This is a genomic window from Priestia sp. FSL H7-0729 (assembly GCF_038005685.1).
GTDB lineage: Bacteria > Bacillota > Bacilli > Paenibacillales > Paenibacillaceae > Paenibacillus.
This window is the reverse complement of record NZ_JBBOTQ010000001.1, coordinates 1045789-1059509: the sequence shown is the minus strand read 5'-3', so window position 1 is coordinate 1059509 and position 13721 is coordinate 1045789. Positions and strand designations below refer to the sequence as shown.

9 protein-coding genes are annotated in these 13721 nt (G+C 44.4%); 6 read left to right on the top strand and 3 right to left on the bottom strand.

Features of this window, described 5'->3' with window-relative positions:
- Positions 1 to 185 precede the first annotated feature (185 nt).
- From MHH93_RS04490 to MHH93_RS04480, 3 genes are all read left to right on the top strand, one after another.
- A complete protein-coding gene (locus MHH93_RS04490; protein WP_500052982.1) occupies positions 186 to 773 on the top strand; it encodes a TetR/AcrR family transcriptional regulator in 588 nt (195 codons plus the stop codon).
- A 62-nt stretch (positions 774 to 835) separates the two neighbouring features.
- Positions 836 to 2317: a DHA2 family efflux MFS transporter permease subunit gene (locus MHH93_RS04485; protein ID WP_500053326.1), complete on the top strand. Its 1482-nt coding sequence runs from the start codon at positions 836 to 838 to the stop codon at positions 2315 to 2317.
- Between the two features lie 312 nt (positions 2318 to 2629).
- On the top strand, positions 2630 to 3277 hold the full coding sequence (locus MHH93_RS04480) for a hypothetical protein (protein WP_500052981.1): 648 nt from the start codon (positions 2630 to 2632) through the stop codon (positions 3275 to 3277).
- An 86-nt stretch (positions 3278 to 3363) separates the two neighbouring features.
- Here the strand turns inward: MHH93_RS04480 and MHH93_RS04475 are convergent, their stop codons facing one another.
- Positions 3364 to 4341 carry an alpha/beta fold hydrolase gene (locus MHH93_RS04475; protein WP_500052980.1) on the bottom strand — a complete coding sequence of 326 codons (978 nt, stop codon included), beginning with the start codon at positions 4339 to 4341 and terminating at the stop codon, positions 3364 to 3366.
- Between the two features lie 205 nt (positions 4342 to 4546).
- Between MHH93_RS04475 and MHH93_RS04470 the strand changes: the two genes are divergently transcribed.
- The gene (locus tag MHH93_RS04470; protein ID WP_500052979.1) at positions 4547 to 5524 is read left to right on the top strand and encodes an MBL fold metallo-hydrolase; all 978 of its coding nucleotides are present in this window, start codon (positions 4547 to 4549) and stop codon (positions 5522 to 5524) included.
- Between the two features lie 50 nt (positions 5525 to 5574).
- Here MHH93_RS04470 and MHH93_RS04465 read toward each other — a convergent pair whose 3' ends face one another.
- Complete coding sequence (locus tag MHH93_RS04465; protein ID WP_500052978.1) at positions 5575 to 6156, bottom strand: LysE family transporter; 582 nt, start codon at positions 6154 to 6156, stop codon at positions 5575 to 5577.
- A gap of 131 nt (positions 6157 to 6287) precedes the next feature.
- Between MHH93_RS04465 and MHH93_RS04460 the strand changes: the two genes are divergently transcribed.
- On the top strand, positions 6288 to 6842 hold the full coding sequence (locus MHH93_RS04460; protein ID WP_500052977.1) for a helix-turn-helix domain-containing protein: 555 nt from the start codon (positions 6288 to 6290) through the stop codon (positions 6840 to 6842).
- Positions 6843 to 7046: 204 nt separating this feature from the next.
- On the opposite strand, the gene abnB is transcribed toward MHH93_RS04460, so the two are convergent.
- Positions 7047 to 9464, bottom strand: a complete 2418-nt coding sequence (gene abnB, locus MHH93_RS04455; RefSeq protein WP_500052976.1) for an arabinan endo-1,5-alpha-L-arabinosidase AbnB — start codon at positions 9462 to 9464, stop codon at positions 7047 to 7049.
- A 402-nt stretch (positions 9465 to 9866) separates the two neighbouring features.
- On the opposite strand from abnB, the gene MHH93_RS04450 reads away from it, so the two are divergent.
- Positions 9867 to 13607 (top strand): alpha-L-arabinofuranosidase family protein, encoded by a 3741-nt coding sequence (locus MHH93_RS04450; RefSeq protein WP_500052975.1) that lies wholly within the window; start codon positions 9867 to 9869, stop codon positions 13605 to 13607.
- Positions 13608 to 13721: the final 114 nt, after the last annotated feature.

The window sequence follows — 13721 nt, the reverse complement described above, 5'->3', positions numbered from 1 at the left end:
TACGATATCCACTATATACAGGACTAAAAATTCTCCAACTAATGCGGTCGCTTGGTTTGTTTTCTTACTTCGGAGTTGGTAACGTTTACATTAAAATTTGAAATAAAAATGATTGACAGCATTGATCTGAGCGGGTTTAATTATATAGACCGATTGTTATAATTAATTGAAGGAAGTGGCTTTCGTTGAGTGAAAAGTCTAATGCTAGGGAGTCCATTGTCAGCACAGCAGCGAGACTGTTTTTTTCACAAGGATATCATGCGACTGGTCTGAATCAGATCATCAAAGAGAGTAGTACGCCGAAAGGGTCGTTATATCATTATTTCCCGCATGGCAAGGAAGAGCTCGCGCACGAGTGTATTCAAAAAGCCAATGAACATATCCTGCAGACATTTGAGAGAACATTTGCAGCCCATGACAATACAGGAGACGCCATTCAGCAATTTATTTATGATTTGGCTCATGAGACAGAAGCAGCAGGGTTTACCGGATTTCTGCCATTCAGCTTCTGGGCAGCGGTGGAGACCTCTTGTATTAGTCAGCAGTTGCGTATTGCATGTCAGGGTGTATTTGCAGATTGGCAGGATGTCATTAAGAAACATCTGATTCTGGATGGCGTCGGTGAAGAGAAGGCGCGGGAGACGGCACTTCTGATCATTTCTTTGATGGAGGGAGCACTGATTATCAGCCTGACGAATCAGGATAAACAGCCTCTGCTGACGGCTGCTGAGTATTTGTCGGTTGTGACGAAGAACGCCAAACAGCTTCAATAAGTTATACCAAGAGACAGAGAAAGTTTGATACGTTTGAGGAGGATGGGATCGTGGAGGTTTCCATGAAGGCTGATTCTGCACAGAATCAACAAGAAACGAAGCAATACAAGGTATTTCCGATTTTGTTCGCAATGCTGCTGAGCGGCTTTATTGGTCTGTTTGGGGAAACGGCATTAAACGTGGCTTTGACACCACTTATGGGTCTGCTTGAAGTAGGACCAACAACGATTCAATGGTTAACCACAGGCTACTTGCTTGTGTTGGGAATCCTGGTGCCGGTATCCGGTATGCTGTTGCAATGGTTTACAACCAGACAGCTGTTCACAACGTCCCTGATTTTCTCGATTGCAGGCACATTCGTTGCTGCGCTTGCACCTAGCTTCGAAATTCTGTTGGTGGCACGGGTACTGCAGGCGATAGGTACAGCGCTGTTGTTGCCACTGATGTTTAACACCATATTGGTTATTTTCCCGATTGAAAAACGTGGCGCGGCCATGGGATTAATCGGTTTGGTTATCATGTTCGCACCAGCAAGTGGTCCGAGTATCTCTGGTCTGATTCTGGCTAATCTGAGCTGGCACTGGATCTTCTGGATCTCCCTGCCGTTCTTCATTATCTCACTGGTATGTGGCTTGCTCTTCTTGCCGAATATTTCGAAATTGACGAAGCCCAAAATTGACGTACTATCCATCATTCTATCGACAGTTGGATTTGGTGGTATCGTATACGGCTTCAGTAGTGCAGGAGGACATGGAGAATCTGGTGGTGGCTGGACAAGTCCAGTTGTTATCTCGACTATCGTCATTGGCGCAGTGTCCTTGTTGTTATTCAGCTTGCGTCAGCTGAGAATGAAACAGCCGATGATGGATCTGCGAGCGTTTAAATATCCGATGTTTACCATTGGTTTGATTCTGATTTTCATCTGTATGATGATGATGCTGTCATCCATGCTAATCCTGCCAATGTATCTGCAACAAGGTATGGCCGTTACAGCACTAACTGCTGGACTGGTTCTATTGCCAGGTAGTTTGCTGAATGGTTTACTATCTCCGGTTATGGGGCGACTGTTCGACAAGTTCGGTCCGAAGTGGCTTGTGATCATTGGTCTGGTTATCGTAACGGTTGTACTGTTCATGTACACTGGCATTACACCAACAACAACATTGGCCAAAATTATTACGCTGCATATATTCATGATGGTGGGCATTTCGATGATTATGATGCCTGCGCAGACGAATGGTCTGAACCAGTTGCCACGTGAGTATTATCCTCATGGTACTGCCATTATGAATACGTTGCAGCAGGTATCCGGAGCGATCGGTACGGCTGTTGCCGTAAGTATACTGAGCGCAGGACAATCCCGCTTTCTCAGCGGAGTTGCGAATCCGGAAAGTCCGGAGAATCAACTGGCAGGTTTCACGTCAGGGGTTCAGAATGCGTTTGTATTCGCACTAGTTCTGTCGATTATTGGTCTGATTGCTTCACTTTTTGTAAAACGGGTCAAAGTTGGAGCTCAAGCTGGACAACAAGGTCCAATGCATTAATTCATTAACTAACATGAACAAGCTAGTATAGTATCAGAGCGATGTGTTCCTTAACCCTAAGGAAGCATCGCTTTTTTGCGTATTTATTCTATCTTTCTTTTTTAGGGTTGACGTGAAACGGGTTACAGCTATTAAAGTAAGAAAGTAGCTGGAATACAGCGGTCCCAAGAATAATTTCAGAGCAAATACTTCATGTTCCGGCAAAATTGTATATGTTCATACTAATATAAAAGGGTAATATAGAATGTATTAGTGCAATTTTAACTAATCGAAAACGATTTACACTTTATTTTTACGCAAGGAGACATCGTTATGATCATCATCAATCCCATTGGCAATATCATTGAGAAGATGCTACTGCACTATGAAAAAAATGGCCATCTCACGCTACAGGCTTCGCTTATTAGTAATAACTCGGTTGTATATAGATTGCAAGACTATTGTCTTAAGGTATATGCTTCACGTGCAAGGTTGGATGGAGAGATGGAAAGTGAAGCACTTAGATCATTGCAGAGTCATCCTTACGCACCTAAATTGTATGCGTATTCACCCGGTGAGTACACCCTGACGGAATGGATTGAAGCATTCAATCTGAAACAGTACCGTGAGAGATATGGACACATTCCTCCCAACTTGATATATGATATGTTCACGACGGAAATTCAGCAGATTCGTACTGGATATTGGGACTGGGATGTCATCCGATATGAGAATTTGCTCTGGACTGAGACAGGTGATGTAAAAAGAACGAACTTCTGGCTGTGTGAGCCTGCCAAATCCAGACGTGAGTGCTTATATAATCAGCTCGTGCGGAAAATTGATAACATCTACAATGGGAATCAGACTGAAATGGAGGCGATGGAGCATTACTTTTATCGTCACCAATTGACTTCATCAGAGATCGAACAAGCGTTCAATGATTTCAGATCCCAACGGTCTAAACTGGCGATAGCACAATGAATCTCATAATTAAAACCCCAAAGATCGTAGAGAATCTTTGGGGTTTCTTACATGATACATAGCATCTTGCTTGATGCAATTGTAAGTTATTTTTTCACCAAGGCCAATATTTCATCAGCAACGAGGTCCGGACGGAATTGATGGATGTAATGATCGGTATCTTTAATGGTTATCTGTTTGGATTCATTAGACCAGGATTTAAATTCAACTTGAGATTTGTCCCAATCGGGTTCACTTGCACCGAGGTAATCAGCCGTCAGTATGGTAAGCGGCATTGGTAACGTTTGCTTATGATCAATGACCACTTTGGCATTGGAAGCAATATTACGTAATTCGTCCACCGTGTCAGCATTACCATAGTTGTGCAGCAGTGCGGTTGTATCCAATTTTTTTAGATCGTCAGGTACAAGTTTCAATTCATTACGATTGGCATTGGAAGCATTGACAACAAGGTCAGATTGCATGGATAAGCGGAAAAGTCCAGATTGGATACGGAATTTGGTTGCGAAACCACCGATTGCGTCTGCCAGTTCGTCATCTTCATTTGAATAATATTCAGGACTTCCGCCATCAATCATGACGATGCCTTTCACGAGATCAGGATACTTTTGTGCAAACCGAATGGTCTCTAACGATCCGAGAGAATGACCGACCAGGACGTAAGGTGGCTTTTGACCAGATACTTCCAATAACTCGTGTAATTCGTCAGCTATGGTATCTACATCACGTTTCTTATCGGTCCGATCACTATATCCATAGCCAAACCGATCATATACAGCGAATTTGGTATTGGGAGCAAGCTTTTCGTATAATGGATAATAATCTACATAGGGATTGGCTGTACCCCAGCCAGAGGCAAGGACTACGGTGACATCGCCTTCTCCACCGGTATATAAATGCATATTGTCCCCATGGACTTTGTACAGTTTTCCAGGGGGCACGAGTACTTTGACATCCTGCCTTGCACCGACTTGTTGATAGATAACGCCAGTACCCAAAAGTAAAATAACTAACGTGAGGTCGAATATCAAAAACTTAATCAGTCTTTTACGCCATTTCTTCATGTTTTCTCACACACTCTCTCGATGTATTTTCTCTATCATATATGCCCAATCTTATACGAAAGAAAACAGAGTCTTAATTCTATCTTAATTAGCCAAAAATTGAATATCGGCAGCCAATGAATTAATATATAGCTACGAGTTGAACTTATCTTATCCGATCTAAGTTGAGTCACAGATTGATTATATAGAACAGAAGGTATGTACAATGACAAAATACGAAAATCAGCTCCCGACTTCAGCCGGCATGAACTTCAAGTCCTTGATCAGTATATTGAGAGATTCCATGCGTGGAGATGTAGAGCGGAGGCCATCTGGTACGATGCCTATGGAAAAATGTGAACCCGCTGAAATCTATAGTGCATCCGATAATCCACAGGTTACATGGTTCGGACATTCAGCTTTTTTGCTCGAAATTGAAGGGCACAGATTGCTCTTTGATCCGATGCTGGGCAATCGTCCATCCCCTGTGTCTTGGGTGGGCACCAAACGTTACAGCACCAATCTACCGATTCAACCGGAGGATTTCCCGGCGCTTGATGCAATCATTATATCGCATGACCATTATGATCATCTGGACTATGACTCCATTCGCAGATTGAAGGACAAAACAAAGCGATTTATTGTGCCGCTTGGTGTACGTCGTCGACTGATTCAACTGGGTGTGCCTTCAGAGCAGATTACCGAGCATAACTGGTGGGACGAGTTATCGTTCAAAGGTCTAACATTCGCTTGTACGCCAGCCCGACATTTCTCAGGCAGAGGGTTGTTTGACCGTAATTCGACATTATGGTGTTCGTGGGTCATCGCTGGACAACATACAAAAGTGTTCTTTAGTGGTGACAGCGGATATGGTCCTCATTTTAAGGAAATTGGTAGTAAATACGGGCCATTTGACCTCACCTTGATGGAATGTGGGCAATATGACGAGCGATGGTCCAACATTCACATGATGCCGGAAGAGACGGTGCAAGCGCATTTGGATGTAGGTGGCAAGTTGCTTATCCCGATTCATTGGGCCGCATTTACGCTGGCCTATCATGCCTGGTATGAACCGATTGAACGAATTACGAAGGCCGCACATGCTATGAATGTGAAGATTGCGACACCCAAAATCGGCGAGAAGGTTGTGCTTCATACGGAGCATTACCCTACACATCCATGGTGGAGACCGGAATTAGGATAAAAATAAAAGCGTTCACTCATCCAATGAGTGAACGCTTTTTATGTTTCATTTTACATCAGGATCGAGAGTGCACTGTAGATTAACAACATACCCATCACAATATTAACTGGACGCTCGTACCTTAATAGAAAGCTCTGAAATAACATGCCACCAAAAGCCCAGGTCATATTGGCACTAATTCCGATGAAGGTGAGTAGCAAGGAAAATACGATGAGTTGAACATGGGATTGCTCAAGAGGCAGAACAAAAACAGATATGGCCGTAAGCCCATACAGAATGACTTTGGGATTAATGAATTGCAAGGTAAACCCGAATAGAAATGAATAATGATTGACCTCGTTTTCTTCCGCCACCGCAGGTTTACTACGCATAATTTTGAGCGCCAGATAGAGCATGTACACACATCCTAACACATTCAAAACAGGTGTGATCTTGGGAATATACTGATGAAGAATAAGGTTGAAGTAACTGGACAGAAACATAATGAGCAGGCAGCCAGCCGCAACTCCACTAATAAACGGAAGAGTCTTGCGGAAGCCTCTATTCCTTGCATGCGTCATGGAAATGATATTGTTGGGGCCTGGTGTAAATGATGCGATGATAGCATATGTCACCAAAGGTATAATGTTCATGGATCCTCCACGTTTTCTCAAATTGTATGATATAATGATATGAAATGTACGCTATAGCGTACGTTCTTTATCATTGTACAACATGTGCGTTATAAAGCACAATACGTTTATAAAATGAGGAGGATTGGATTTTGAAAAACATTAATAGTATTCTTGCTCAAAACTTGAAACAGCTTAGGGAACAAAGAAAACTTAGTCTGGACAAGGTTGCCGAAATGTCCGGCATTAGCAAGACCATGCTTGGTCAGATTGAACGTGGCGAATCCAATCCTTCAATTGGTACCGTATGGAAGATTGCCAACGGCCTCAAAATTTCTTTTACTGCTTTGATCCACGAACCGAAGTCAGATACAACCGTTGTAACAGGTAATGATATTCAAGTATTGATGGAGGATGAGGGAAGGGTACGAATATATCCGCATTTTCCTTTTGAAGAGGGTCGGCGTTTTGAAATATATATGATGGAGATGGACCCTCAGTCTGCGTTAGATGCTGAACCTCATATCGAAGGTACGGAAGAATTCATTACGGTCTTTGAAGGTGAAGTTACGATTCGGGTAGGAATGGAAGAATATACGTTGAACCAAGGGGAGTCGATCCGTTTTAGAGCGGACAAACCTCACGCCTATGTTAACTCCGGTGTTGAGGGGACCCGACTAAACTTGGTCATACATTATTCGAAGTGAACGCGAAGAGCCAACTGTGAAGGTAACAAACGATGAACGAATGTATGCATACATGAATGGAATGACAATAAAGCAGCCTGGTAATTGAACTGCACGCTCTTGTTAGTCTTAGCTGACAAATGACAAAGAGGATATAGTTCAAACCATTGGCTGCTTTATTGATAAGTGAGCTAATGTAATCCAGCTTCTATGAAATGACCTGAGTTAAGGCTTTTCTTTGGCCTGACGCTGGATTTCCTTCGCTGTTAATGCTTTATCATACACTCTTACATTATCCAGGCTACCTTTGTAGAACGGATCAGCTGCATAACGACTTTTACCCAGATAAGCTTCTGTCACTTGCAGATCCTTCGGATTAAAGGAGATCTCGGAGCTGCTTGCAACAGATGTACCATTGACATATAGAGTACCCACATCACCTTGAAGGGTTACAGCCACATGAACCCACTCCTTAGAAGGCAAGGGATTTGCAGAAATCAGACTTTGATCCCGTCCCTCATTATGGATGGTGAATTGTAATGCCCCATTATGCTGTGATGGAGTAAGGAACATATGTCTGGTCAAGCCATTTCCAAAATCGAAAATACGCTGCCAGTACCCGCCACCATCCCAATTGACCCAAGCGCTAAACGTGAAATCCGTTGTATCTGTGAGGAGTCCAGGCAACTGGATGTAACTGTCGGTTCCGTTAAATGTGGCAGCCTGATTTTTGCCACCTGCAGCAGAACTTTCCACGTTATAGGCTTGTCCATGATATTTGTTCTTACTGTCATCCTGTGCGATTTTTGCAATTTTCTTATGTTCAAACGTATACTCCCCGAGCAATGGGCTTACCGCTTGCTGCGGAATGATAATGTTGAACGTTTTGGAGCTTACCGCAGTTCCTTTACGAATCGTTGCGGTTAATTTCACTTTGGCATCCCCCTTGCCAACGCGTGGTCGCTGCATTACACCAGTAGCGGATAGAGCCGAAGTATTGGAGCTTTTCCACGTAATGTCTGCATTGCTTGATCCCTTTGCAGGCAGTGAGAGATTGAAGAACACATGATCCGTATTACCAATGCTCAGATCTTTTTTTATTGCATCTACAATGTCCTGATCACTTCGTTCAACACCTTGACTTCCCCAGACAGCAATCCCGGAGGAGGAGAGGGCGCTGAAGGTTAGTACCGTACTTTGGGATTCCGAATTCCATTCATGTGTGAAAACGCCGTTGTACACAACGCTATTCGATGTAATCTGAACTTTGTTGTCTGTGCCAAGACTCCATGTTCCTGTCACGGCACCATTAATTTGCCCATCTGCTGTGAACCGAACGGTCTGCGATGGCTTGATGTCCGACGAAATATCCTTACCGTGATTCACCCACTGGTACTGACCGGCGATATCCTGAGCTGTCAGTTGCGTTGTATCCTCTCCCAAGGCAGCATATCGATACGTAGAAACGACGGGCCAACCGTCTGCATTCATATGCATCTCATGTACGCGGACTTCATGTTCTTCACCACGCCCCGGAAAACGGGAATGGAAGATCAGATATTGTTTGCCTGTCTCCGCATCAAAATAAGCTGAGTTGTGTCCCGGTGATACATAACCGGTTCCCAGGCCTGTGCCCGGATCGCCAATCTGTCTCTCGAACAGGAAGTTCCCCATTAATTTGACTCCAAAAGGCTCAATGGAACGATCGTCAAATAGCGGTTTATCCTTGTCCGCTTTAACGTTGATCATATCGTTTCCTTCGGCATCCAGGAAAGGACCATCCGGCGTTTGAGAACGAGCAACTCGAATGTTATATCCTCCGTCAGCACCCAATCCGCCGTAAGACAGGTACAGATAATAATAATCGGTTTCGGGATTGTAGAGCATATAAGGTGCTTCAATACGACTATGGTTGCCTCCGGTCAGCTTTTTGCCATAACCTTGATTCGGCAGCGGTTTGCCTGTCGTTTCATCCATCTCCAGAATGAAGATCCCCCCGGAGTAGGAGCCGTATACCATCCATAACTTGCCGTTTTTATCATAGAAGACATCCGGATCGACCACATTGGGGTGAATGGTTGCATCGTAAATGGTACCATCCTCACTGATCTGATCCCACATGCCGGATTTCAACAGAATGCCTTGATCCTTATAAGGCCCTTCGATGTTGTCTGCGACAGCAATGCCAAGGGCTGATCGCGGAGAGTCTCCTTTACAAGCATTGTAGTACATATAAAATTTGCCGTCCGCGAGCTGAATGACATCTGCCGCCCATAACGTGTCTGTCTGTGCCCATTCCAGCGCTTCAGCGAATTCCTTGGTTACATTGGGGACAACAGGGTTGTTATCCGTAACGCCAGAGGCGACGAGATCCCAGTTCAGAAAATCTTTGGACTTGGCCACTTGCAGGTGTGATCCAAAAATATAAAAGGTATCCTCCACCTTAATGACAGAAGGGTCATGAACGGAAACATTTTTGAAAGATGGAGCTGGATTTGCGATAGGTGTAATGGAAGTCTGCGAGTTCCCCGCGGTTGCCCCTGAACCATTGGCCAATACCGAGACCGGCGCCAGAGTTGTTGCCGTAAGTAATGCGGTGCTTAGTACAGAAATGTTAAGTACGTTTATCCAATAACGTTTCATACGTTTCCCCTTTCTTATTCCCAGGAATGAAAAATCAACCGATACTTGGCAGCACACGATAAAAGGTTCGGCAGACCTCCTTTGAGTATTTCATTATATCAAGCGCTTTCATTTGTTATATTATCAATTGATTTATATGTTTGTAAACCATAAATGTAAAGGATTTATAGAAAAATTACAGATTGTAAGAGAGGGAGAAAAGACTGCGAAAGCTTTTAACATTCAAATAAAAGACAAATAAAACAGGAGTCATTCTCAAATTTGGGATTGAAATTGGACTCTGTAATGCGATAGTATTACGTTTAGATCATCTGTTTAACTATTTATCAATCATTTTATGTTTATACGAATTAAAGGTGATGTTCTGTAACGATTATCCAGACTACATAGGAGGTAAGAAACATGACTACATATCAAAACCAATTGATCGCACAATACACGTTCGAAGATGACGTTCAGATCGGGAAAGACAGCTCTAGGAACGGGCATGACAGTTTGGCAAAAGGCGAGTTACCCCCTATAATATCCGAGTTGAAAGGCAGATCAGCGGTCACTTTTAACGGTGGAGTGAATGGAACTTCTTATCTACAATTACCTTCAGATTTGCTTCAGGATGTAAGCGGTAACACAGGAATTACGATTGCGACTTGGGTGTTTCTTGGCAAAGGCTCCAATGTGTGGGAACGCATTTTTGACTTTGGCAAAGGGGAGAAGGGACCGTATATGTTTCTGACCCGCCAGCTCCTGGGTACGTTATATGCCGGAGATAATCTGGTTGTTCACCCAAGTGGAGGCGTTGCAAGTGATGAATGGATGCATATTGCACTCTCCGTGGCAGGCAGCCAAGGGGGGACGCTCAGCAGTGCAGGTCCGATTGTGTATGTGAACGGGGAGAAGGCCGCAGATGGTTCGATCAGTCAGACGTCCAGTGGCAATTATGCCAAACTGCGCGAATGGTTTGATACGTTCAAGGACCCTGAGAATTATAACCAGAATTATATTGGACGCTCCCAATACGCAGCTGATGTGGACTTTGCGGGTTCGTTATCCGATTTTCGCATCTATGGGGCAGCACTCACCATGGATGAAGTCATTGAAGTGATGTGTGAGTCACTGACAGATGCAGCGATTGTGAAGCTTGCGGCAGACAAGTATTTGTCCTTCCCCAACCGAATTATCACCAAAGATGTATCACTGCCTACAGATGTGTTAGGGGGTAAAGTGACGGTGAATTGGAGTTCCAGTAAGCCGGAAGTCTTGTCGGAGAACGGAGAAGTTCAGGCAATCACATCTGCACAAGAAGTTACGCTCCGTGCGCTTTTGAGCAAAGGTGAAAGCAAACTGAGTCGAAGCTTCGACGTATCTGTTGTGCCAGCGCATGTCCCGCCGTATACGGTCACCATCCATGGAGATCAGAAGGTGGCTGACATCAGTGAAGTGATGTATGGGTTATTCTATGAGGATATTAATAACGCGGCAGATGGCGGTATCTACGCGGAACTTGTTCAGAATCGATCATTTGAATCGTTTGCATTTGATACATATTCACATGACTCCGGGGAATGTGGTTGTTCGACAGGTCGAAATCGTGAACCTTTGTTTGCCTGGTCAGGGGATACCGAGAAGATGCTCGTGCAGCATACGGATGGACTAAACGCTCATTTTAACGTGCAAGACCCTGAAGTGAATGCTTATTATGTGACAGTTCAGGATGGAGCAACGATTCGAAATCGTGGATTTTCGGACTCCAACCAGCATTGTGCCATGTCCATCAAACAGGGTGAGGCGTATGATTTTACCGTATGGGCAAAAGCGGAATTGGCAGGAACGATCACGGTTCAATTGCAGGATGGAGAAGACACTTCCATCAGTGATCCGGTAACGTTACATGTTGATGGTGGGAACACATGGAAGAAATACGGCTTGTCTCTGGCTGGAACGGAGAATAAACTTGGTCAACTGGCACTTACGTTTGCAGGTGACATCTCCGTTGATATGGTGTCTTTAGTGCCTCAGAATGTATGGGGAGCTGACCCGACAGAAGAAGGAAATTCCGCTACAGCACATGCCAACTACACAGGTAATCCAAACTATCGATTGAGAAAAGATCTTATTCAGGCACTCGCAGATTTGCATCCCAAGTTCCTGCGTTTTCCGGGAGGATGTATCTCGGAAGGGTCATTCATATGGGACAACGTATATGATTGGAAGGATTCTGTAGGACCCGTTGAGCTTCGCAAAGAGAATTATAATGTCTGGGGTTACATGATGACGATGGGGCTTGGTTATATGGAGTACTTCCAGTTGGCAGAGGATCTGAATGCTGCTCCGGTTCCAGTGATGGCTTGCGGTGTGTTATGTCAGGCACGTTCGGATTATGCTCACCCTGCGGGTGGCGCATTAAGGGATTATTATATCCGCAACTTCACTGACCTGATCGACTTTGCGCTCAGTACAGATGTTGAACACAACGAATGGGCGGCAGTACGAAGCCAGATGGGACATCCTGAACCGTTCGATCTTCGTTATCTGGGCGTAGGCAATGAGAACTGGGGCACTGAATTTTTTGCCAACTTCGAAGTATTCAAACGTTCGATCGATGAATATATGAAACAGAACTATCCTGATCATGAGCTGCACATCATCTCGACGGTCGGTGCTCAGGCCGATGATGATGCGTACCAGGAGGGATGGAAGTTCCTAAGCGGAAATCTCACCGGATCAGCTCAAGTTGCTTTTGCAGATGGCACAGAGGTCATTGAGGAGACGGTAACCTGGTATGAGAATCAGGACAATTACATGGACACCATCGCAGATGAACACTATTACCGATCCAATGAATATCTGCTCAATAACGTGGATCGTTACAATTACTATGACCGGGCCTATCATGAAGACGGAAGTATTGATTGGAAAGAAACATCCAAAGTATTTGTGGGAGAATATGCTTCCACGGACAAAAACACGCTGGCAGGAGCAGTTGCCGAAGCCGCGATTATGACCGGATTTGAAAACAATGCGGACGTTGTTCGTTTGGCTGCTTATGCACCATTGTTTAACAAAATATTGACGGATGGTACCTACCGCTGGACGCCGGACTGCATTTGGTTTGATGATGAAACGGTATGGTATACACCGAATTATTATGTACAGCAGCTTTTTGCAAAATATGTAGGAGATCAGGTGCTCGAGACTTCATTCTCCACTTATAGCAAAGGCAAACCGCTGAATCTCATTCCTCGTGGAGGCATCGAGATTGCAACAGGTCATGCAGACATCGTGGTGAAACGTGTTACGGTCACGTCCAATGTGGATGGCAGTATACTGTTTGATGAAGATTTCAGGGAAGTCACAGAGCCTAGTGAGGCATGGAGACAGATTCCTGGAGCTGAGGGATACACACTGGCATCAGGCGAAGGCTTGTTACTAAGAGCACAATTCAGTGGATTAAATGGATTGTACCTGCTGAATGATGAATGGACCAACTATAAAGTACAAGTTGAGGCTGAACGAATTTCAGGTGAGGATGGTTTTTACATCGGTGTGGGATTGACGGATATCTCACCTGAGAACAAGGATGTCATCGAGTACGCAATCAGTTACGGCGGGAACGCAACAGGCGTGAAGGTGTACAAACAAGGGGTCGAGGGTTATACACTGGGAGACTATTCATCCAGTTCGGCAGCAGGTAATCTGAGAGCGGCCAACTATGAACCAATCGAGAATGGGACCGATTATACGATCACGGTTAACTATGGTGGGGACACAGGAATGAATCTGATTTGCTCTTATACGGACGGGCAAAACACTAGCAAAATCTTGGATTACAAGCTCGAAGCTTACAATAGGGAGATATTCCATTCCGTTACGAGAGATACACAACATGTCTATGTGAAACTGGTCAATGCAGATGGTGTGGATAAATCAACACGCATTTGCCTTCAGGACCTGAAGGTTGATTCTTCAGCGAGATTAATCACGCTTACGGGAGAAGATGCTTTGGTGCACACCCCAAATGTGAATCAGAAAAATGATGAGAAAGTGGTTCCCCAAGAGCAAGAGATTGAAATGTCCGATGCATCAGTAGTGGTTAACCTAACTGCTCATTCAGTGAATGTGTTAGTTATGGATATTCTGAATTAAATTCATATCGTGAACAGGAAACCGCGGCTATCGCGGTTTTTTGGCGTTCCAGGGGAAAACAGTCAACAAAAGATACCCAAAGTAAATACCCCACACTATTGTGGGGATCAGCCA